Below are 20040 nucleotides of genomic sequence, written 5' to 3'. Positions count from 1 at the left end.
TGGTGGCGAAGGTCCGCCGTGCCCGCTACGCCGGCGACGTGCGCGAGATGGCGCTGCCCGACGGCTCCTGGGACCTGCTGTTCTTGCGCCGCGGCGGCGGCCCGCTGTTGGTCATCCAGACCGGGCAGATCGCGGCACCCCTCGCGGTGGACAGCCGGGCCGGCGACGAGATGCTGACGATCGCCTTCAAGCCCGAGGTCTACATGCCCCGCCTGCCGGGGCGATTGACGTTCAACCAGGGCGTGCCGTGCCCGGTGGAGGCGGATCGCAGTGTCTGGATCGGCCCCGATCGCTTCGAGGTGCCCCGCTTCGACAACGTCGAAGCGTTCGTGTCCGCGCTGGCGCGCAAGGGCCTGCTGGAGCGTGACCCGGTGGTCTCGCGCGCGCTGCAGGGCGCGCGCCAGCGGCTCGACGAGCGCAGCATCCAGCGCCACTTCGCAGAGGTGACCGGCCTCGGCCTGAAGGCCTTCCAGCAGATTGCCCGCGCCCACGAGGCCGCGCGGTTGCTGCGCCTGGGGCAGGCGCCGTCGCAAGTGGCCGCCGAGCTCGAATTCACCGACCAGGCCCACCTGACGCATTCGCTCAAGCGATTCCTCGGGCAGACCCCGCGGCAGATCGCCGGGCATCCAGGCGCCGCGCAGGGCGGAGCGGCCCCGGTCAGGCCGCCCGGATGAGCGCCTGGGCTTCTTCCATCATCTCCCGCACGATCTCGGCCGCAGGCTGCACCCGCTTGATGAACTTCACGCTCTCCGAGCCGGCCGGCAGCCCCATCTCCTCGAAGTCGCCGGTCGTTTCGGGCGTCGGCACGATGGCGCTGAACTTGGGCATGCTGTAGTTCTGCTTCAGCGTCAACGGGAACAGCAGCGTGCTGCCGATGACGGCGGGCGGCGGCGGCGGGTTCGGCACCTGCCCTTCCCTGCCGGCCCATTCATCGACGACCCGGTTGCGCAGCACGCGGTACGGCCGCCCGGGGTACTCCGGTCCGAACAGCGTGGTGGTGACCGTGGCGTGCCCGCGGGCTTCGACGATGCGGCGCTTGTATTCCGGATGCGCATGGGCCTCGCTCGACGCGACCAGCCGCGTGCCCACCCAGACGCCATCGGCCCCGTGGGACAAGGCGTCGACCACGCCCTGGCCATCGGCAATGCCGCCCGAGGCCAGCACCATCAACGGCCGCACCGCGTGGACCACCTGCTGCAGCAGCTTGAGCGTGCGCGTGCCGCTCTTGTTGTGTCCGCCGGCCTGCGAGCCCTGGGCGATCACCGCATCCATCCCGACGGCTGCTGCCTCCAGCGCCTGCGGCACCGAGGCCACCTGCATCCACACCCGAGCCCCCGCCGCATGCAGCCGGTCGACCCAGGCGCGCGGTGGCACGTTCATGTGGAACACCACCAGGCGCACCCGCTCGGCGATGCAGACATCGATGTGCGCATCCGTCACCAGCGGTCCGAACGCCGAGTCGTCGAAGATGAAATCCACGCCGAAGGGCCGCGCCGTCACGGCCTTGATCGACTGGATCAGCGCCTGCGTGCCGGGCGGCGGCTCGATGCCGTTGCCCAGCACGCCGATGCCGCCGGCGTTCGACACCGCCGCCACCAGCGACGGCAGCGCGACGAAGCCCATGCCGGCACCGACGAAGGGATGGCGCACGCCGTAGCCGCGCGTGAGCCGGGTGTCCAGGCTGGGCGGGTGGTGGCCACCGTGGGCCAGCTCGTCCTCGGCGCGGGCCGGCCCGGCCGCCAACGCCGATCCGCCCAGGCCGGACAACAGCAGCAGGCGCCGGCGCTGCGACGCGATGTCATTGCTCATGTAGAGGCTCTCCCTGCAAGCGCTCCATTCTGCTCATGCTGCGCAGCGGCGCCATCCACACGAATGACGATGAGCCCGGCGCCCCTCACTCCGTCATCACCACCACGACGCGCGCGTCCGCCTTGCCGGTGGACAGGTAGACGTGGCCGACGCCGCTGTCGAAATACGCCGACTCCTGGCGCGCGAGGTCGACCACCTCGCCGGTCTCGAAGTGGATGCGCACGCGGCCCGACAGCACCATCACGAACTCCTGCCCCGGGTGGCGGATGTAGTCGGGGAACTGCGCCATCTGCCGCGCGACGACGATGCCGTGCAGCGGCGTCATGCGCTTGGCCGGGAACCCGGTGGCGAGCATGCGGTAGTCGTAGTTCTCGGCGTCGTAGCGGGGTGCGGCGTCCAGGGTGCTGCGCACCACCACCGGCCGGCGGCCCGCGGCCGGCGCCGCATCGGCGCCCGGGTCGAACAGCGAGGCGATGTCCACGTCGAGCGCGCGCGCGACCGCTGCGAACTTCTCGTAGCTCACCGAGATCTGCCCGAGCTCGATCTTCGACAAGGTCGACAGCGCGACGCCCGAACGGGTGGACAGCGCCCCCAGCGTCAGCCCGTGCCGCTTGCGGATGGCGCGCAGGCGCTCGCCGACGCGCTCGCGGTCGGGCAAGGCGGCGGCTGTCGTGCGGGCGGGCGGACGACTCGTCGTTCGAAGCTTGGGCATCGTTCCTGTGGCAGGGGTTGCGGGCACGATTCTCGCATGTGAGAATTCTCGTATGAGAGAATTTGATGTCGCCATCGTCGGCGCCGGCATCGCCGGTGCGTCGCTTGCCTGGCAGCTGGCCGGTGAGCGCAGCGTGCTGCTGCTGGAGCGCGAAACCCAGCCCGGCTACCACGCCACCGGCCGTTCGGCGGCCATGTTCATGGAGAGCTACGGCCCGCCGGCCGTGCGTGCGCTGACGCGGGCCAGCCGGGCGTTCTACGAGACGCCACCGCACGGTTTCACCCAGGCTGCGCTGCTCGCGCCGCGCGGCGTGCTCTACCTCGCCACGCACGGCCAGGAGGCCCTGCTGGAAGCCATGCAGCGCACGCTGGCGGCCAGCGGCAGCCTGCTCGATCGGGTCGACGCCGATGCGGCGCTGGCCCGCGTCGGCTGCCTGCGGCCCGACGTGGTGCACGGCGCGCTCTACGAGCCTGGTGCGCAGGACATCGACGTGAACGCGCTGCACCAGGGCTTCCTGCGCGGCATGCGCGCCCGCGGCGGCGAACTCCGCACCAGCGCAGACGTCATCGCCGCGCAGCGCAGCAACGACCACTGGACGCTGCGCCTGGCCGACGGCGAGGCCGTGCTGGCGCGGGCCGTGGTCGATGCCGCCGGCGCCTGGGCCGACGACGTGGCGGCCGTGTTCGGTGCGGCGCCGATCGGCCTGGTGCCGCACCGGCGCAGCGCCTTCACGTTCAAGGCACCCGAAGGATCGGACGTGTCGGACTGGCCGGCCGTGGTCGGTGTCGACGAAAGCTACTACTTCAAGCCCGACGCCGGCCGGCTGCTCGGCTCGCCCGCGAATGCCGACCCGACCGTGCCGCACGACGTGGTGCCCGAAGAGCTCGACATCGCGCTCGGCATCCACCAGATCGAGGCCGTCACCACGCTCACGATCCGCCGGCCCACCAGCACCTGGGCCGGCCTGCGCTCGTTCGTGCGCGACGGCGAGCCGGTGATCGGCTGGGATGAACACTGCCCCGGATTCTTCTGGCTCGCCGGCCAGGGTGGCTACGGCATCCAGAGCGCGGCCGGCGCCGCGGCGCTGGCCGCCTCGCTGCTGCGCGGCACCGCCCTGCCGCCCGACCTGGTGCAACAGGGCGTCGACGTGCACGCCTTGGCGCCGCAACGTTTGCGCTGATCTTTTTTTTCGAAAGGACCGTCCATGTCGAGAACCACCACCCGCCTCGCCTCGCTGTTCTGCGTCTTGCTCGGCGCGCTGGCATGCAGCCCGGCGCTGGCGGCCGGCTTCCCCGAGAAGCCGGTGACGCTGGTCGTGCCCTTCCCGCCGGGGGGCGCGACCGACACGATGGCCCGCATCATCGCGAAGGGCATGGGACAGCGGCTCGCCCAGCCCGTCATCGTCGACAACAAGGCCGGCGCCGGCACCACGATCGGCGCGGGCGCGGTGGCCCAGGCGGCAGCCGACGGCCACACGCTGCTGATCAGCTCCAACACCACCTTCACCGTCAACCCGGCGCTGAAGGCGAAGCTGCCGTACGACGCCCAGAAGAGCTTCGAATCGATCGGCCTGATCGGCACCTCGCCGCTGGTGCTGCTGGCCAACCCGTCGCTGCCGGCCAACAGCGTGAAGGAGCTGGTCGCGCTCGCCAAGGCGCAACCCGGCAAGCTGGCCTACGCATCGTTCGGCAACGGCACCACCGCGCACCTGGCCGGCGAGATGTTCAAGCTGGTGGCGGGCGTCGACATCCTGCACGTGCCGTACAAGGGCAGCTCGCCGGCGATGACGGACCTGATCGGCGGCCAGGTGCTCCTGAGCTTCGACACCAATGTCGCCGCGCTGCCGATGCTGCGGGCCGGCCATGTGAAGGCGCTGGCCGTCACGTCGGCGCGGCGTTCGCCCTCGCTGCCCCAGGTGCCGACCATCGCCGAGGCCGGCTACCCCGGGTTCGAGATGCTGCCGTGGATCACCATCGTCGCGCCGCGCGGGCTGCCGCCTGCCGTGCAGAAGGTGCTGGGCAAGGCGCTCGCCGACACGCTGGCGGATCCCGTCAGCCGCGCCGATCTCGAGAAGGCCGGCGTCGACGTGTCGTACGAGCCGGGCTCGTTCTACGATGCGCGCGTGGCGAAGGAGATGCCGCTGCTGCGGGCCTACGTTCACAAGGCCAACATTCCGCTGGAGTGAGCACCATGAGCCACGACCCCACGCTGCCCGAGCGCTCCGCCGTCGAGCTGCGCCGCCTGATCGGCAGCCGGCAGCTCTCGCCGGTCGAGCTGATGGACGCCTGCATCGCGCGCATCGAAGCCTTCAACCCCGCCGTCAACGCGATCGCCGCCACCGACTTCGAGCGCGCCCGCGCGAGCGCCCGCCAGGCCGAGGCCGACGTGATGCGCGGCGTGCCGCTGGGCCTGCTGCACGGCCTGCCGCTCGGCGTGAAGGACCTGCTGGACACCGCAGGGCTGCTCACCACCCACGGCAACGTCGGCCGGCGTGCCAACGTGCCGGTGCACGACAACGGGCTCGTCGCACGGCTGCGCGCGGCCGGCGCGATCGTCACCGCCAAGACCAACGTGCCCGACATGGGCGCCGGCGCCAACACGCGCAATCCGGTGTGGGGCGCGACCGGCAACCCCTTCGACCCCGCGCTGAACGCCGGCGGCTCGTCGGGCGGCTCGGCGGCCGCGCTGGCGGTCGACATGCTGCCGATCGCGACCGGCTCCGACACCGGCGGCTCGCTGCGCATCCCGGCGGCCCTGTGCGGCTTGGTCGGCCTGCGGCCCTCGCCCGGCCTGGTGGCCAACGATRCGCGGCCGCTCGGCTGGTCGGTCCTCTCGGTGCTGGGGCCGATGGGGCGCGACGTCGGCGACACGGCGCTGCAGCTGGCCGCCGCGGTCGGCTTCGACCCACGCGACCCGTTGTCGCATGCGGCGCACGGCGCGTCGTTCTGGCCGCTCGCCGGCGTGGACTTGGCCGGGCTTCGCGTCGGCACGACCGAAGACTTCGGCCTGTGCATCGTCGACCCGGAGATCCGGCGCGTGTTTCGCACGCGCGTGGAAGCGATCCGGCCGTGGGTGGCCTGCTGCGAGCCGGTCGACCTCGAGCTGGGCGACGCCGACCGGGCGTTCGACACGCTGCGCGCCGAGAGCTTCGTCGCCGCATTCGCCGACACCTTCCGCAGCGCCCCCGAAACGCTCGGGCCCAATGTGCGCGCCAATGTCGAGATGGCGGCGTCGATCACGCTCGCCGACCGCGCCTGGGCGCATCTCGAGCAGACGCGCATCGCGCGGCGCTTTGCGCGCGCCTTCGAGCGCTACGACCTGATCATCGCGCCGACCACGCCGGTCACGCCGTTCCCGTGGACCGAGCTGTATGCCCGGAACATCGACGGCCAGGCGATGCGCAACTACTACCACTGGCTCGGGCTGACCTATGTGGTCACGCTCGCGACGAACCCGGCGCTGTCGCTTCCTTGCGGGCGCGACGAACATGGCATGCCGTTCGGGCTGCAGGTGATCGGGCGGCTGCGCGGGGATGCCGCTCTGCTCGCGGCCGCGCAAGCGCTCGAGCACTGCTTCGAGACGATACCTGCGCTGCATCGGCCGCGGCCCGACCTGGACGCGCTGCGCGCGCCGCGGCCGGAGCTGAAGAGCATCGTGACGCATCCGCCCGAGGCATCCGGCGACACGGCAGGCGGCGCGCCGACCGCGGTCTGACCGGCCGCACGGCGCCCTGGCGTTTCAACCGCGCCAGGCGGGTACGCGGAAGTTCCTCGACATCTCAGCAATTGACCGATGGCGCCGGACCTCGGCGGTTCCTACCATGGGCGTGCTGCGGACGAACGGGTCTGCCACCCAGGAGCGCTTCGATGAAAGCCAGCCACACCGGCCCCGACACGGCGCAGCGCGGCACTGCAGCCGAGCCAGGCGAGCGAGAGCCGATTCGCCCCCCTGCTGGCGCGGTCGCGACCCGGTACGGCAGCTTCCAGGCGGGCATCGATCGGTCGCCGCGCTTGCTGGCGCAGCGACGCGCACTGCAGGCAGCGTTCGGAAGTTCGTTCCAGTCACGGACCGGCGTGATTCAGGGCGCATTCAAGGACAGTGCGGAACTGCGAAAGGAAGCGTTCATTGCGAAGGCGCAGACGTATCTCGTCGAGACGGAGGCCGCAACGGAACTCTATGGGCGAAGCGGCGGCGACGACCTGGATCCAGTCACCCACCTGATGATCTCCACGGACAAGGATGCGAGCAGAAAGCTGGCCAGGGACTACGTCGGAAGCGATGGCCACACCGACAAGGTCTTCTATGCCACGATCAAGTTCCGCAACCTGGCCGGCTTGAATGCCGCCAAAGGGCACGCCGGTGCTGATGCGATCTTCGGGAGGATGGCGGACTGCGTGAGGCAAAGCCTCGCCGCATTGAGAATCAAATACCAGGTGCGGGGATACCGGCATGAAGGAAGCCAGTTCGGATTCATGATCGTCGGCGCCGGGGAAACCATCAAAGCAGAGACGGAGCTTGCATTGAAGGGCGCCGAGCTGGCGTGGGGCGAGGTCAAGAAAGAACGCGATCTGGCTGGCATCGCCAACCCCAAAGCCCCCAGCCGGCCCGGCGTGGACCTGGCTTTCAAGGTCGACGAAATGGATGCGAGGCCCGCTCGACGCGACGATGCGGACACCGGCGAGCGCGATCAGGCGCGAGAGCCCGCCGATGTCGGGATCGGTCCACGCGGCGGGCATGAATCTCAAGGCGCAGCGCCAGGCATCTTCAAAGGGCAGGCGCTGGCGCGACGGGATTCATTCTTTGAACTGGCGGACCGACTGAAGCTCGACGAGGTCCAGGCGGCGGACCTGTACCAGATCGCGGGCAGGTCCGAGAAAGAACCGTTGACGGGCTTCGACGCGGCCGGGGATCGCCTGGGAACGGTCGAAAAGGCCAGGCTCTTCGTCAGGGAGAAGCCTGACGTGTACGCTGCCTACGTCGAGGTCGACGTGAGAAACCTGGGCGGCTTGAACGACAACCTGACGCGTGGCGATTCCGACAATGTGTTCAGGTTCATGTCTGATACTGCCGACAAGCACGTCCGGTCACTGAAGGCAGACGTCGTGAGTTTCCGGCACGGGGGCGACGAATTCAGTTTTGTCGTCGTGGCGAAGATCGGGGATGTGCAGGCCGGCGCCGTCAGGCAGGTGCTGGGAGAAGCCCAGGCTGCCGTCGATGTTCATGTGCAGGACAAGAAGATCAGGCAGAAGGAAAGGAAGGATTTTTCCGTCGCTGCGGACACCGGGCACGAGGTGGCGGAATTGAACAGCCTTCGATTGCCGACGATCTTCGTCAAGCCGCTGGAGGGGGAAGTGGCGATGCGCAGCAAGCCCAAGGTCGAGATCAGCGAGAAGAACGTGCGCTGGCGGGTCATCGGAAGCGAGACCTACTGGCTGATCAGCAAGGAAGACGCGACGTTCAATGTCATGAACATACCGCGCCTGTTGACGCTGAGCCAGATCCTGCACAGCAAGGACTCGATCGAGAAGCCGCGGCTGCCTGGCACGGGAATCGTCTGGGGCACAAGCTCGGTGCTTTCCACCGACGAGAGCCCGGTCGACGTCATTGCTCGGGCAGATCAGGAAGTGGAACTGAAGAAGCTATAGGAGATCAGGATGTCCTCGGATGCACGATTGAAGCGATTGGGGCTGGATCACCTCAAGAATGATCCCAAGGCGCTGCGGGAGGCGCTGGAGAAGGCTGTCGGGGAAAACAGGAAAAAGGAGCGCGAAGAGGAGCTCCGCCGCCTCGAGGCGCTCGAGAAAAAAGACAAGAAGTGAGTCACGGCGAGGCGCTGCCCTGGGCGACCGGCATTCGCTCGAACGCCTGCAGCGCCGGATCGACGGCATCCCACGCCAGCCCCCGCACGCGGTAGGTGAGCACGTGGGGATCGAAGCGCCCCGGCTCGTCCAGGCTGCCCGCAGGCACCGCGATCAGGTCCGGCATCGCGGCGAAGCGCAGGAACACCGGCGTTCCGCAGCGCGGGCAGAAGGCGTGGATCTTCACGTTGCCGCTGTCGCCGGCAACCTCCCAGTGCGTCGCCTCGCCGGTGATCGCCATCTCGGCCCGTGCGGCAAAGGTCAGCCAGGAGCCATGCCCGGTGCCGCTGCGCCGCTGGCAGTCGCGGCACTGGCAGTGGTTCTGGAAGATGGGTTGGTGCGGTGTGGCATAGCGGATCGCGCCGCACGCGCATCCGCCGGTGTAGGGCGTCGTCATGGCTTCACGCCGCCTTGGGCTTGGCGAAGACATCGATGCCCTGCCCTGTCTCGAGCAGCGACTTCAGGCTCGACAGAACGATCGGCCAGCCCTGCTGGATGCCCTTGGCCATGCCGCTGCCGGCCTCGAGTTCGTCGTGGGTGACGGTCAGCCGCACCATCTCGTCGTAGGGCGCCACGTCGAAGCTCACACGGCTGTAGCTGCCCGGATCGTCCGCCTGCGAGGCGTTCGCCCAGGTGATGACCAGGCGCGTCGGCGGCGACACCTCGATCACCTTGCCGACCAGCTGCAGCGTGCGCTGCTCGTCGGCGCGAATGTGCTGCCAGTCCGATCCCGGCTGCCAGTCGGACACGTTCTCGTGGCCCCAGTAGCGCCGCGCGATCTCCGGTTTCGTGATCGCCTCGAACACCTTCTCCGGCGTCGAACGGATGTAGGTCACGTAGACGAAACTGGTTTTCTCTTTGCTCATCGTCACTCTCCTTCGAGTTCCTTCTTCAGGTCGTGCAGCAGGCTCAGCCGCTGACGTTCGAACTTGCGCACCCACCGCTCATAGACCTCGTGCAGCGGCACCGGGTTGATGAAATGCAGCTTCTCCCGGCCACGCCAGACCGTGCTCACCAGGTTGGCCGCTTCCAGCAGCCCGATGTGCTGCGTGACCGATTGCCGCGCCATGTCGAGGTGCTCGCACAGCTCGCCCAGCGTCTGCCCGTTGTGCTCGCACAGCAGGTCGAGCAGCTTTCTGCGGGTCGGGTCGCCCAGTGCCTTGAATACCTTGTCTGCGTCCATCCGTTGCGAGGTTCGTGCGTGAGCCCATGATAGGCAGGCAAATACCTGCATGTCAAGCGCTGGATCGATGACCGAGAATGCGGGCCGCCCGCCGATCTGCCCGATGGACCACACGCTGCAACCCGACCTGAGCACTGCCCGCACGCTGGCCCGCCTGCGCGCCGGCGAATTGCAAGGCTGCACCCGCCTCGACTTGCGCGGCGGTGGCCTGACCGAACTGCCGGTCGAGGTGCTGATGCTGGCCGACACGCTCGAGGTGCTCGACGTGTCGGGCAACGCGCTGAGCTCGCTGCCCGACGGGCTGGCGCGCCTGACCAGGCTCCACACGCTGTTCGCTTCCGGCAACCGCTTCACCGCGTTGCCGCCGGTACTGGGCCGCTTGCCGGCGCTCGACACGATGGGCTTCAAGGCCAACCAGATCGCCGACGTGCCGGCCGCGGCGCTCGCACCGACGCTGCGCTGGCTGATCCTGACCGACAACCGCATCGCGGCTTTGCCGTCGACGCTGACCGACTGCAGCCGCATGCAGAAGCTGATGCTGGCCGGCAACCAGCTCACGCGGCTGCCGGCGGGCATCGATCGCCTGCAGCGGCTCGAACTGCTTCGGCTGTCGGCCAACGCCTTCGAGCGCGCAGAACATGCGTTGACCGACGAGCTGCTGGCCTTGCCGCAACTGGCCTGGCTGGCCCATGCCGGCAATCCGTTCAGCGCTGCGCGCGAGCAGGCCGCGCAGGCCACGACCACCGTCGCGCCGATCGCGTGGCGCGAGTTGCGGCTGCAAGCGCTGCTGGGCGAAGGGGCGTCCGGTCACATCCATGCGGCGCAGTGGCAGCCGGCCGGCGGCCCGGCGCAAGACGTGGCGGTGAAACTGTTCAAGGGCGCTGTGACCAGCGACGGCCTGCCCGCTTGCGAGATCGCCGCCACGCTGAGGGCCGGCCGCCACCCTCACCTTGTCGGCGTGCTCGGCGCCCTCGCCGATCATCCTGACGGCACGCAAGGCCTCGTGCTGCCGCGCCTCGCCCCGCAGTGGAAGCCACTCGCCGGACCGCCCAACATGGTCAGCTGCAGCCGCGACGTGTACAGCGCCGACTTGCACTTGTCCGTCGCCCAGGCCACCTCGGTCGCACGCGCGGCGACCGAGGCGCTGGACCACCTGCATGCATGCGGTCTCGCCCATGGCGATCTCTATGCACACAACCTGCTGGTCGATGGCGAAGGTCGTGCCTTGCTCAGCGACCTGGGTGCCGCGTCGCTGCTGCCCGAAGACGACCCGCAACGCTCCGCTGCGTTGCAGGCGCTCGATCGCCGAGCCCTGAACATCCTGCTCGATGAAGTGGCGCTGCATTGCGATGTGGCACCATCCCCGGAGGTCATCACGGGGAGCAATACTCATGATTCATCTGACGCGCGACCGGCCTGAGGGGCTGGCTTGACCGAGGGTGCGGTGCCGCGATTGAGCGTCGTGATGCCGGTGCACAACGCCATGCCCTACCTCGGCGCGGCCATCGAAGCGATCCTGCGGCAGAGCTTCGGTGACTTTGAATTCGTGATCGGGGATGACTGCTCGACCGACGGGTCCGCCGAATGCGCCGAGGCCTTCGCCAGGCTCGATCCGCGCATTCGCGTGTTGACAAGTGCGGTGCGCCTCGGGCCGGCACGCAGTTCCAATTGGGTCGCGAACGAAGCGCGTGCGCCGCTGGTCGCCCGCATGGATGCCGACGACCTGTGCCATCCGCGCCGGCTGGAGCTGCAACTGCGGGCGCTGGCCGAGAATCCGTCCGCGGTGCTCGTCGGCGCGCTCTTCAGTCTCATCGACGGTGCCGACCGGCCCGTTCGCGGCGTGGATCGGTCGACGCTCCTCGGCCGGCCCACGCCCCCGATCGCGCATTCCTCGGTGCTCTACCGCAAATGGGCGTTCGACCAGATCGGCGGGTACTGCCAGCGCGCGAACTATTTCGAGGATGCCGAGCTTTACCTCCGGCTGGTCGAAGTCGGCGACATCCTCGTCATTGCCGATGACCTGCTGCTGTACCGGGTCACCGGCATGAATGCGCGCCTGACCGATGACCAGGCGGATGTCGAGCAGGCGCTGAACGCCATGCCGGCCACGCTGAAGCAGCGCGAGTTCAGGCACGACGGCTCCGCCAGGCTCGAGCCTGAAGTCTTCCGGACACTGGGTGGCCTGCGACTCTGGGCGCACCGGTCGCCCGGCATCCTGGCCGACATGGCAGCGCGGATGCGCCTGTGGCCCCTGAGCGCGAGTGCGCGCGTGATGGCCTGGGCCCTCGTCTGCAGCCTGTCGCCGTCGATGGCGCGCCAGGCCACCCGCATGCGACTGGCGTGGCGAAACTGGCGCACACGCCGGCGCTTCCCGCCAGGCCACCTCTTTCGATGGGTGCCCGGCAAGCCTTCGATCAACCTGGGTCGCATCGATGGGCCGGTGACCGAATGAGCCCCGCGGCCTTGCTGGCGACACTCTGGCGTGTGCTCCCGGCTCGCCGCAGGCGCACCGTGGGCCTGACGACCGGTGTCATGCTCATCGCAGGGGCTGCCGAGCTCGGAACGCTCATCGCCCTGAAGGAATTCCTGACCACCGTCGTGCATGCCGTGGACCAGCGACAGCTCCTGGTGCCATCGCTCGTTTTTGCGGGCAGCGCCATCGCGCTCGCGGGGGCGCGATTGGCCACCCTCAAACTGCAGGACGGGTTCGTGCTGGCCTTTGCCGGCGATGCGAGTTCCGAGATCTTCTCCCGTGCCCTCAGGCAACCCTATCTTCAGCATGTGAAGCGCGAGTCTGCCGAGTTGTTCGCGGCGCTCGAAGACATGCAGCGCCTGGTGAACGGCGCACTCGGGCCGCTGGCGCAGGCCCTGGTCAGCGTCGCGCTGGCCACCGTGCTGCTGGCCTACCTGCTGGTCATCGCGCCCATCGTCGTCCTTCCGGTGCTGGGCTTGCTGGCGCTGGTGTACGGAGCCTCGAGTGTCTGGGCGACCCGCCGCACCGGACACGGATTGCCCACGCTGCAGGCCCTGGCCGTGCGCCGCCTCCACGTGGTTCATGAAGCACAGAGCGGTTTTCGCGACCTGGTTCTCTCGCATGAGCAGTCGCGTGCCACCGAGCAGTTCCGCCAGGCGGAGGCGGACTACCGGTCCCGCCAGGCGAGCGATCGTTTCGCCGCCTTGGGGCCTCGTCATGTCGTGGAACTGGTCGTCGTGCTGGTCGCGGTCGCGCTGGTCTGGCTGCTGTCCAGCCGAACCGGGGGGCTGATTCCCGGCATCCCGGTGATCGGCGTGGCCGCGCTGGGCATGCAGCGCTTGCTGCCGATGATCAACGGCAGCCACGCGGGGTGGCGGCTTTTCAAGGCCAACAGCGACGTGCTCGCACAAACGCTTCGCCTGATGCAGCGGCCTGCGCTGCCGATGCCGCAGGTCTCGGCCGCTGCCGTGCCGTTCGAGCGCTCGATCACCCTGGAACAGGTGGAGATGCGCTACGACGACCGCGAGCTCGTCCTGCGCCATGTCGACCTGACGATCCGCAAGGGCGAACGCGTGGCGATCGTCGGCCCCTCCGGCAGCGGCAAGACCAGCCTGCTCGACATCCTGCTGGGCCTGGTGGCGCCCACCGCGGGACGTCTTCTGGTCGATGGCGTGCCGCTCGATTCGCATGAGCGCTTGTGGGCCTGGCAGCGGCAGCTGGCCTGTGTCGCGCAGAACGTGTACCTGCGCGATGCATCCGTTCGAGACGTCGTCATGGATTCGGCGGTGAACAGCCCGGTGAATGCCGCGCAGTTCGACAGTGCCGTCCGCGGCGCCGGGCTCGTGCCGTGGCTGGCCTCGTTGCCGTCGGGCGCGGACACCCGCGTCGGCGACGGCGGTGTTCTGTTGTCCGGCGGGCAGCGGCAGCGAATCGCCATCGCACGCGCCTTGTATCGCCAGGCGCCGGTGCTGGTGCTCGACGAGGCGACGAGCCAGCTCGATGCGGCCACCGAGGCCGGCATCCTGGACACGCTGGATGCGCTCGGGGCGTCGATGACGATCCTGATCGTCACCCACCGCGACGCAGCACTGCGCGGCTGCAACCGGATCCTGGACGTTCGCCACGGCAGCGTGGTCGAGCGGGTGCCGACGGGGGCGCCATGAGTTTCGGGCTGCTCACCTACGAGACGACCAACCTGGGCGATGAGGTTCAAAGCATCGCTGCGCAGCGCTTCCTGCCACGCGTCGACGCTCTGCTGCAGCGCGACGCGTTGCAACGGGAGCCGGACGGTGCCGGCCCGGTGCACGCCATCCTCAACGGGTGGTACCTCGGACCGCCCATGCAGTGGCCGCCACACCCACGCATCCGCCCGCTGCTCCTGTCGATGCACTTCAGCACCCGGCGTTCGCGCAGGCGCATCTGGCGCGCGCCGCCCGCCGCCCGGATGCTGACGCCGCAGGGGCGGGCGTGGCTGACGGCGAACGGCCCGGTCGGCGCACGCGACCTGGCCACGTTCGAACTCCTGCAGCGTCACCGCATCCCGAGCTGGCATTCCGGATGCCTCACCTTGACGCTGCCGGCGAGTTCAGCGGTGCGCGACGATGTCGTCGTGGCGTGTGATCTGCCGCCACAGCACGTCGAGGCCCTGAGGCGTCGGACGGCTTCACGGGTCGTCTGCGTGACGCATCACGATGCGGTCACGACGGGCCATGCGCAGCGCATGGCCACCGCGCAGGCCCTGCTCGATCTCTATGCGCGCGCGCGTGCGGTGGTCACGACGCGGCTGCACTGCACCCTGCCCTGCCTGGCATTCGGCACGCCGGTGCTGTTCGTGCCCGTCGATCCGGATCGCAGGCGCCAGCAGCCGGGGTTCGACCTGGCGCACGTCGCGATGCCGGCCGCCTTCCTGTCGGGGCGCTTCGATTTCGACCTGAAGGCGCCGCCGCCCAACCCCGAGCACTGGCGGCCGCTGGCGCGACAACTGGCCGAGCGATGCCGGGATTTCATCCTGTCGGCCCCGCGACCACCAGCCGTGCAAGAACTTGCCCGATGACGACCCCGACCCCCCTTGCGTACGTGATCTGTTCCTACCCTCGCAGCGGATCGAACTACCTGTGCGAGCTGCTCGCCTCGACGGGCACCTTGGGCCGGCCGCAGGACTGGTTCAACGGCGCCGGCATCCGCTTGCGCGGGGACGCCGACTATCCGCTCGAACCGCATGCCCAGCTGCAGCAGTTGCTGCTGCGCGGCGGCACCGGGAACGGCGTGCACGGCATGAAGATGTTCTGCGCCAGCTTCGACCGCATTGCCGGCCTCGACTGGCCGAGTGCGTTGCCGCAGCTGCACTGGATCCACCTGGAGAGGCAGGACCTGCTGGGCCAGGCCATCTCGGATGTGCGCTCGACCCAGACCGGGCAATACCGCTCGACGGCACCGGTGCAGGCGGACCCGCGGTTCGACCATCGCGCCATTTGCGATTCGCTGGCACGGACGGCCCGCGACGCCGGACGCTGGAAATTCTTCTTCGCACGCAATGGCCTGGAGCCGCTGCAGTTGAACTACGAGGACGTTGCGGCACGACCGCAAGCGGCCGTCGATGCCGTGGCCCGCTTCATCGGTCTGGAGGGGGCGCACCCGATCCAACCGCAGCGGGTGACGCTCGACGTCCAGCGCGATGCGCTGTCCGACGAGTGGCGGCGGCGCTTTCTCGCCCGCGAGAAGGATGTGTCGCGCCTGGAGCCTTTGCCGGCCGCCGCGACGCTGTGGGCTCGGCGACAGTTCTCGCGTCTTGCCCAACTCGCCCGGCCGAAAGGATGACGCCATGACTGAACCCGCGGTCTCCGACCTGTGGAATCGCCCGCCGTTCCCGGTGAACACGCTGCCCTTCGACCATGTCTGTGTCGACGGCTTCCTGCCTCGGGACCTGTTCGACGAACTGGCTTCGACCTTTCCGGAATGCCCGCCGGCCACGGGTCCGACCGGCTTCACCATCCACCCAGGCGATGCCGGGTTCGACCGCCTCATGACCACCCATGGCGCGTGGAGCGACCTGTGGAAGGCGTGTGACAGCCAGGCCTTCACCGACTTCATGCTGCGGCAGTTCGCTGCCTGCTTCTCGAAGGATGCGGTGGTGAACCTGGATCACGCGCGCCACGTGCTGCATGTCGAGTCGAGGGCCGAGAAAGAAAGTCGGCACCCGCCGGCCAACGAGCTGGCGCCTGACGATCTGTGGGTCAGGTTCGACCTGATGCAGGGGCGGGTCGGCTACAAGCGCAACGTTCACGTCGATCACCGCAGGCGTGCGGCGACGATGCTGCTCTATTTCACCGAGTCCGAGCCCTCCGAGGCCGATGGCGGCAACCTGTTGCTGCATGGTGCCGGCGGGGCCACCACCACCATCGTGCCGCGCGCGAACCGGCTGGTCATGTTCCCCTGCAACAACGCGTCATGGCATTCGGTTTCGCCCATCGTTCGGCAACGCCATCCGCGCAATTTCCTGCAGGTCACCTTGTCCAGTTCGGTCGATCTGTGGCGGCCGCTTCCGCAAGGGTTCGGGGTGAGACTTCTCAAGGGGTTCAGGGCACTGGCGCGGGGGCGTGTGGGATAGGCCCTCGGTGATTTCGATGTTGTGATCGATGTCCTCCGATGCGATATTGAAGACCGCTTCTTCATCAATCAACAGATCGGAGCATCCATGCAAATCATCAGGGCCATCCTCTCGTCGTCAGTTGCCGTGGTCGCGGCGCTCGTGCTGTCGAGCGTGCCGCAGGTCGCGTCAGCGCAGGCCTCGCGCACCTGGGTCTCCGGGGTCGGTGACGACGTCAACCCGTGCAGCCGGACGGCCCCTTGCAAGACCTTCGCCGGAGCGATCAGCAAGACCGCGACGAATGGCGAGATCAATTGCATCGACCCGGGAGGTTTCGGTGCCGTCACCATCACGAAGTCCATCGTCATCGACTGCACCGGTGTTCTCGCGGGCGTGCTGAACGCCGGCACCAACGGGATCATCGTCAATGCAGGCGCGGGCCAGGTGACGCTGCGCCACCTCTCCATCGACGCGGTCGCGAACGGCAGCGGGCAGGCGGGCATCCGCGTGCTGTCCGCGGCGAGCGTCCAGATCGATCAGGTCATCATTCGAGGGCAGACCGGCAACGGCATCGATGTGCTCACGAGCGCGTCCACGAACGTCACGGTGACCAACAGCGTGATCCGCGAGAACGCAGGACACGGCATCTGGCTCGCCCCGACGGCCGGTGTCGCGAGGCTGGCGGTGTTCAACAGCACCTCGGCCGCCAACGGCTTGACGGGAATTCGCCTCAACGACAACTGTTCGGCCAGCGTCAGCGACAGCCTGCTCACCGGCAACGGCACCTCGGGCGTCGCGGCATCGTCGACGGGTGGCAGTTCCACGATCAGCCTGGATCGGGTGGTGTCATCCGGAAACCGCGACGGCGGCGTGCTGGCCAAGGGCGCAGGCGCCATCATCTGGCTGGCCAACACGCTTCTGTCGGGCAACAGCTACGGCTTCTTTCCGCCGGTCGGTGGCGGCTCCTACGTGTCCTTCGGCAACAACCGCGTGATCGGCAACACCACATCGGACGGGGTGCCCAGCCAGGTGATTTCGCAGCTCTGATCAAGGCCAGGCCGTTCCCGACAGCAGCACGTGGCACGGGTTGACGGCCCCCTTGGCCTTGAGCGCCGCCACCACCGCCGGGTTCGCGGGACCGACGTGCACCGGCGCCTTCGGCGGTGCCGCGCCGGCCGGCACGACCAGCCCGGCGGGGCGGATCGCCATCCGCAGTTCGACACCCGGCGTCGCACCCACGCCGCCATCGGTGGCCGGCCGCACGCGGGTCAGCGTCTCGTCGACGCCGGGCGTGGTCTCGACCGCGACGTCCGCCTTCGCGATGCCCTTCTTCAGCGCCGCCTCGACCTTGTCGGCGCGCGTCTTGCCGACGGTCGCCGTCTTGTCGGCCGCGCTGCGCTGGCCGATCTCGTCGACCAGCAGCAGCTCGTTGCCGTTCAGGAAATCCACCGCCGCCTTGATCTGCGCGGCGAACGGCGCCGGGTCGTCGGCATCGGCCGCATACGGCCCGACGCTGAAGACTCGCAGCGACTCGCCGCGGTGCGTGCCACTGCCGGCCAGGCCGCGCCGGTCCCCGCCGAGGCCCATCTCGGTGGCGAGCGCGTTCTCGATGCGCACCGTGGGGTCGTGCACGTCGCTGTAGGCGCGGTCGGTGTCGGGGGCGCTGGACGACGGATGCGCCTTGATCTGCATCAGCGCCGCATGGCCGCACAGCTCGTGCCCGAAGGCCTCGGTGAGCGGCAGGGTCTGCACCTTCTGGGCCGCGGTCCAGTAGCTCAGCGAGGGCGCCGCCGGGCCGGCCGTGGGGGTCATCGAGACCTGCCTGCCGGCCTCGTCGGTGGTGGGTGCGTCCTTGGTGGTCACGACGATGCGCCAGGCGTCCGGTGCCGCCGTCAGCGTGCACAGGCAGCAGCAGCCGACCTGCTGCTTGCCCTTGGCCAGCGCGCCGAACTTGAAGCCGGCGCAATCGCTGCCCTTGTTCGGCAAGACCTGGCCGGTCGCCGCGATGTCGAAATCGGGGCACAACGCCGTCAGCAGCGGCTTGATGGTCGAGATCGCGGTGGCCGGGTCGTCGGACGCCGCGGCGTCGACCTTCAGCGTGCGCTGCACCGCCTGCGCGTCGGGGTGGTGCTCGCCCTGCTGCAGCACATGCACCAGCTCGTGCGCCAGCAGGCGCTGGCCGGCCGGCGTGCCAGGCTTGTACTCGCCCGAGCCGAACACGATGTCGCGGCCCAGCGTGTACGCCCGGGCCTGCACCGCGCTCGCGCCGGCCTCCGCCGAGCCACCGGTGTGCACGCGCACGTGGCCCAGGTCATGGCCCAGGCGCGGCTCGAAGAAGTCGCGCTGGTCCGGCGACAGCGGCGCCCCGCCTTGCTGCGCGGCGCGGGCTGCGGACTCGGTATCGAGCGACTGCGCGCCGGCCCCAGCGGCTTCGCGCCGGATCGTCGCGCCCTCCACCTCGTCCTCGCAGTCGGCGCACTTGCGCTGCAAGCTCCTGATCCCAGCGACTCCGGCCGACACCGGCGTCGCGCTCGCCATCCGCATCACCTGGTCGGCGACCGCATCGGCCTCGCGCTCGAAGCGATCGCCCGGCGTGCTGAGCTGCGGCTTGCGCTGCAGCGCGGCGCCGCGGCAGCGCGGGCAACCGCCGCCGCAGGCGCAAGCTCCCCGCGCCGAGGCCAGGCCCACGGGCTGCGCCTGCCGCAGCGCCGCGGCTTGCACCTCGCGCGGTGCCGTGCGGCCTGCCGGCAGGCGGGTGGTCGTTGCGCGTTCGGTCGCCATGTGCGCTCACTAGGGATGGGCCTTGCGGTACGCCCGCAGCGCGCTTTGCGAATTCCTGCGCCGCGTCCCGAACTCCGTCTGCACCGCGGGGTCGGAGCGTGGCAGCTTGCCGCCGTGCCCGTCGGTGATCGATTTCGGGATCTCGAACTGGTACAGGAACTCGTCGCTGGCCGCATCGGCCGAGATGCCGGCACGCATCAGTGCGGCATCGAGGCCGCGGATGGCCCGCACCTCGGTCACCAGGAAATCGACCTGCGCATCCATGTCGAACAGGATCGATGCGCCCTTGCCCTGGCGCGCGAACAGCGCGTCGCGGCGCGCCGGCGTGGTCCACTGACCCAGCCCGATGCCGGGCGGCTGCGGCCCGACCTGCTTGCGCTCGTCGCGGCCCTTGACCTCCGGGGGCGAGAAGTCGGTGGCCTTGCCCGTGACACCCGGCTTTCCCGTGATACGCGGACTTCGCATCGGCGTGCTCTCGTCACTGCGCTCGATGCGGCTCGGCAGCACCGCCGACTCGACGACGAGGTTGCCGACGATGCCGGCCGCGGCGTTCACCGGGAACGCATGCACGTCGACCAGGCGGTCCATCGCGCGCACCTGCCGGCTGTCCAGCGGCACCGCCGGCCAGTGCACCAGCGGGCCGAAGCGCGCCACCTCCTTGCTCAGTGCCACCACACGCGGGTTGTCGGTCGCGAGCCGCGGGAACAGGCACACCGGCGGCAGGTCGCCCTCGCGAAACTCCGGCGCATACAGCGCGCGCTCGCAGAACAGGTTGGCGGCGATCAGGTTCGCGTTCTCGGCGGCGTCGGCGCCCAGCTTGTCGACGCCGATCACGCCACGGCTCATCCACAGGTCGACCTGCCGCCATTCGGAGTCGGTCAGCGCTGCGGCCAGCGGATCCGGCGGCGCGGCGGCGGTGGTCGGTGCGGCCGTGGTGGCCGTCGCGGGAGCGGGCCGGCGGCGCAGCGGCTGTGCCTGCGGCTGCAGGGGCGCGCCGCCCTGCTGCTGCAGCACATGGGTCAGCTCGTGCGCCAGCAGGTGCCTGCCGCTGTCGCTGTGCGGCGCGAACTCGCCGGCGCCGAACACGATGTCGCGGCCCAGCGTGTACGCCCGGGCCTGCACCGCGCTCGCGCCGGC

20 protein-coding genes are annotated in these 20040 nt (G+C 69.4%); 13 read left to right on the top strand and 7 right to left on the bottom strand.

All coding sequences use genetic code 11. The features are described from left to right. The first annotated feature begins 2 nt into the window (after window positions 1–2). Window positions 3–674 (top strand): helix-turn-helix domain-containing protein, encoded by a 672-nt coding sequence (locus ACXJLU_RS09655; RefSeq protein WP_457330273.1) that lies wholly within the window; start codon window positions 3–5, stop codon window positions 672–674. Here ACXJLU_RS09655 and ACXJLU_RS09650 read toward each other — a convergent pair. Continuing rightward, a complete protein-coding gene (locus ACXJLU_RS09650) occupies window positions 658–1809 on the bottom strand; it encodes an NAD(P)H-dependent flavin oxidoreductase (RefSeq protein WP_457330271.1) in 1152 nt (383 codons plus the stop codon). The genes ACXJLU_RS09655 and ACXJLU_RS09650 overlap by 17 nt on opposite strands. Before the next feature lie 85 nt (window positions 1810–1894). Next, the gene (locus ACXJLU_RS09645; protein ID WP_457330269.1) at window positions 1895–2521 is read right to left on the bottom strand and encodes a helix-turn-helix domain-containing protein; all 627 of its coding nucleotides are present in this window, start codon (window positions 2519–2521) and stop codon (window positions 1895–1897) included. A 52-nt stretch (window positions 2522–2573) separates the two neighbouring features. On the opposite strand from ACXJLU_RS09645, the gene ACXJLU_RS09640 reads away from it, so the two are divergent. The 5 genes from ACXJLU_RS09640 (at window position 2574) to ACXJLU_RS09620 (ending at window position 8340) form a co-directional block, all read left to right on the top strand. Next, the gene (locus tag ACXJLU_RS09640; protein WP_457330267.1) at window positions 2574–3701 is read left to right on the top strand and encodes an NAD(P)/FAD-dependent oxidoreductase; all 1128 of its coding nucleotides are present in this window, start codon (window positions 2574–2576) and stop codon (window positions 3699–3701) included. Between the two features lie 24 nt (window positions 3702–3725). Beyond that, window positions 3726–4706: a Bug family tripartite tricarboxylate transporter substrate binding protein gene (locus tag ACXJLU_RS09635; RefSeq protein ID WP_457330265.1), complete on the top strand. Its 981-nt coding sequence runs from the start codon at window positions 3726–3728 to the stop codon at window positions 4704–4706. Window positions 4707–4711: 5 nt separating this feature from the next. After that, window positions 4712–6235: an amidase gene (locus ACXJLU_RS09630; RefSeq protein ID WP_457330264.1), complete on the top strand. Its 1524-nt coding sequence runs from the start codon at window positions 4712–4714 to the stop codon at window positions 6233–6235. 152 nt (window positions 6236–6387) lie between these two features. Then, window positions 6388–8166, top strand: a complete 1779-nt coding sequence (locus ACXJLU_RS09625; RefSeq protein ID WP_457330262.1) for a hypothetical protein — start codon at window positions 6388–6390, stop codon at window positions 8164–8166. Window positions 8167–8175: 9 nt separating this feature from the next. After that, a complete protein-coding gene (locus tag ACXJLU_RS09620; RefSeq protein ID WP_457330260.1) occupies window positions 8176–8340 on the top strand; it encodes a hypothetical protein in 165 nt (54 codons plus the stop codon). Between the two features lies 1 nt (window position 8341). Here ACXJLU_RS09620 and ACXJLU_RS09615 read toward each other — a convergent pair whose 3' ends face one another. Genes ACXJLU_RS09615 through ACXJLU_RS09605 form a run of 3 tightly spaced genes read right to left on the bottom strand, consistent with a single transcriptional unit; the run spans window position 8342 to window position 9562 of the window. Further along, window positions 8342–8776, bottom strand: coding sequence for a GFA family protein (locus ACXJLU_RS09615; protein ID WP_457330258.1), 435 nt, complete (start codon window positions 8774–8776; stop codon window positions 8342–8344). A gap of 4 nt (window positions 8777–8780) precedes the next feature. Beyond that, complete coding sequence (locus ACXJLU_RS09610) at window positions 8781–9245, bottom strand: SRPBCC family protein (RefSeq protein ID WP_457330256.1); 465 nt, start codon at window positions 9243–9245, stop codon at window positions 8781–8783. A gap of 2 nt (window positions 9246–9247) precedes the next feature. Then, entirely contained in the window at window positions 9248–9562 is a 315-nt protein-coding gene (locus ACXJLU_RS09605; protein ID WP_073466123.1) for an ArsR/SmtB family transcription factor, read from the bottom strand. Between the two features lie 103 nt (window positions 9563–9665). Here ACXJLU_RS09605 and ACXJLU_RS09600 point away from each other — a divergent pair, with 103 nt between their 5' ends. The 7 genes from ACXJLU_RS09600 to ACXJLU_RS09570 are packed head-to-tail and all read left to right on the top strand — an operon-like array spanning window position 9666 to window position 17169. Then, window positions 9666–10982, top strand: coding sequence for a leucine-rich repeat-containing protein kinase family protein (locus ACXJLU_RS09600; protein WP_457330372.1), 1317 nt, complete (start codon window positions 9666–9668; stop codon window positions 10980–10982). 33 nt (window positions 10983–11015) lie between these two features. Continuing rightward, window positions 11016–12014: a glycosyltransferase family 2 protein gene (locus ACXJLU_RS09595; protein WP_457330254.1), complete on the top strand. Its 999-nt coding sequence runs from the start codon at window positions 11016–11018 to the stop codon at window positions 12012–12014. Window positions 12015–12073: 59 nt separating this feature from the next. Continuing rightward, on the top strand, window positions 12074–13699 hold the full coding sequence (locus tag ACXJLU_RS09590) for an ATP-binding cassette domain-containing protein (protein WP_457330252.1): 1626 nt from the start codon (window positions 12074–12076) through the stop codon (window positions 13697–13699). Beyond that, window positions 13696–14589, top strand: a complete 894-nt coding sequence (locus ACXJLU_RS09585; RefSeq protein WP_457330250.1) for a polysaccharide pyruvyl transferase family protein — start codon at window positions 13696–13698, stop codon at window positions 14587–14589. Before ACXJLU_RS09590 ends, ACXJLU_RS09585 begins: the two co-directional genes overlap by 4 nt. After that, complete coding sequence (locus tag ACXJLU_RS09580) at window positions 14586–15353, top strand: Stf0 family sulfotransferase (protein WP_457330248.1); 768 nt, start codon at window positions 14586–14588, stop codon at window positions 15351–15353. The genes ACXJLU_RS09585 and ACXJLU_RS09580 overlap by 4 nt, the downstream gene beginning before the upstream one ends. A gap of 4 nt (window positions 15354–15357) precedes the next feature. Beyond that, complete coding sequence (locus ACXJLU_RS09575) at window positions 15358–16143, top strand: 2OG-Fe(II) oxygenase (RefSeq protein ID WP_457330246.1); 786 nt, start codon at window positions 15358–15360, stop codon at window positions 16141–16143. A 21-nt stretch (window positions 16144–16164) separates the two neighbouring features. After that, window positions 16165–17169 carry a right-handed parallel beta-helix repeat-containing protein gene (locus tag ACXJLU_RS09570; protein ID WP_457330244.1) on the top strand — a complete coding sequence of 335 codons (1005 nt, stop codon included), beginning with the start codon at window positions 16165–16167 and terminating at the stop codon, window positions 17167–17169. Here ACXJLU_RS09570 and ACXJLU_RS09565 read toward each other — a convergent pair whose 3' ends face one another. Beyond that, window positions 17170–18903: an eCIS core domain-containing protein gene (locus ACXJLU_RS09565; RefSeq protein WP_457330242.1), complete on the bottom strand. Its 1734-nt coding sequence runs from the start codon at window positions 18901–18903 to the stop codon at window positions 17170–17172. It lies immediately after the preceding gene. Window positions 18904–18912: 9 nt separating this feature from the next. After that, window positions 18913–20040: phage tail tip lysozyme (locus tag ACXJLU_RS09560; RefSeq protein WP_457330240.1), on the bottom strand; the 1128-nt coding region annotated here is incomplete at its 5' end.

The sequence above is a fragment of the Rhizobacter sp. P5_C2 genome, assembly GCF_054049715.1.
Note: the sequence above shows the minus strand (reverse complement) of the source record. Positions and strands in the feature narration are given on the sequence as shown.

What these genes read in the sequence shown, in the direction of transcription:
- ACXJLU_RS09640 (WP_457330267.1), top strand. Translation starts at nt 2,574, where the DNA reads ATGAGAGAATTTGATGTCGCCATCGTCGGCGCCGGCATCGCCGGTGCG.
- ACXJLU_RS09610 (WP_457330256.1), bottom strand. Translation starts at nt 9,245, where the DNA reads ATGAGCAAAGAGAAAACCAGTTTCGTCTACGTGACCTACATCCGTTCG.
- ACXJLU_RS09620 (WP_457330260.1), top strand. Translation starts at nt 8,176, where the DNA reads ATGTCCTCGGATGCACGATTGAAGCGATTGGGGCTGGATCACCTCAAG.
- ACXJLU_RS09580 (WP_457330248.1), top strand. Translation starts at nt 14,586, where the DNA reads ATGACGACCCCGACCCCCCTTGCGTACGTGATCTGTTCCTACCCTCGC.
- ACXJLU_RS09625 (WP_457330262.1), top strand. Translation starts at nt 6,388, where the DNA reads ATGAAAGCCAGCCACACCGGCCCCGACACGGCGCAGCGCGGCACTGCA.
- ACXJLU_RS09605 (WP_073466123.1), bottom strand. Translation starts at nt 9,562, where the DNA reads ATGGACGCAGACAAGGTATTCAAGGCACTGGGCGACCCGACCCGCAGA.
- ACXJLU_RS09565 (WP_457330242.1), bottom strand. Translation starts at nt 18,903, where the DNA reads ATGGCGACCGAACGCGCAACGACCACCCGCCTGCCGGCAGGCCGCACG.
- ACXJLU_RS09650 (WP_457330271.1), bottom strand. Translation starts at nt 1,809, where the DNA reads ATGAGCAATGACATCGCGTCGCAGCGCCGGCGCCTGCTGCTGTTGTCC.
- ACXJLU_RS09615 (WP_457330258.1), bottom strand. Translation starts at nt 8,776, where the DNA reads ATGACGACGCCCTACACCGGCGGATGCGCGTGCGGCGCGATCCGCTAT.
- ACXJLU_RS09600 (WP_457330372.1), top strand. Translation starts at nt 9,666, where the DNA reads ATGGACCACACGCTGCAACCCGACCTGAGCACTGCCCGCACGCTGGCC.
- ACXJLU_RS09645 (WP_457330269.1), bottom strand. Translation starts at nt 2,521, where the DNA reads ATGCCCAAGCTTCGAACGACGAGTCGTCCGCCCGCCCGCACGACAGCC.
- ACXJLU_RS09585 (WP_457330250.1), top strand. Translation starts at nt 13,696, where the DNA reads ATGAGTTTCGGGCTGCTCACCTACGAGACGACCAACCTGGGCGATGAG.
- ACXJLU_RS09575 (WP_457330246.1), top strand. Translation starts at nt 15,358, where the DNA reads ATGACTGAACCCGCGGTCTCCGACCTGTGGAATCGCCCGCCGTTCCCG.
- ACXJLU_RS09635 (WP_457330265.1), top strand. Translation starts at nt 3,726, where the DNA reads ATGTCGAGAACCACCACCCGCCTCGCCTCGCTGTTCTGCGTCTTGCTC.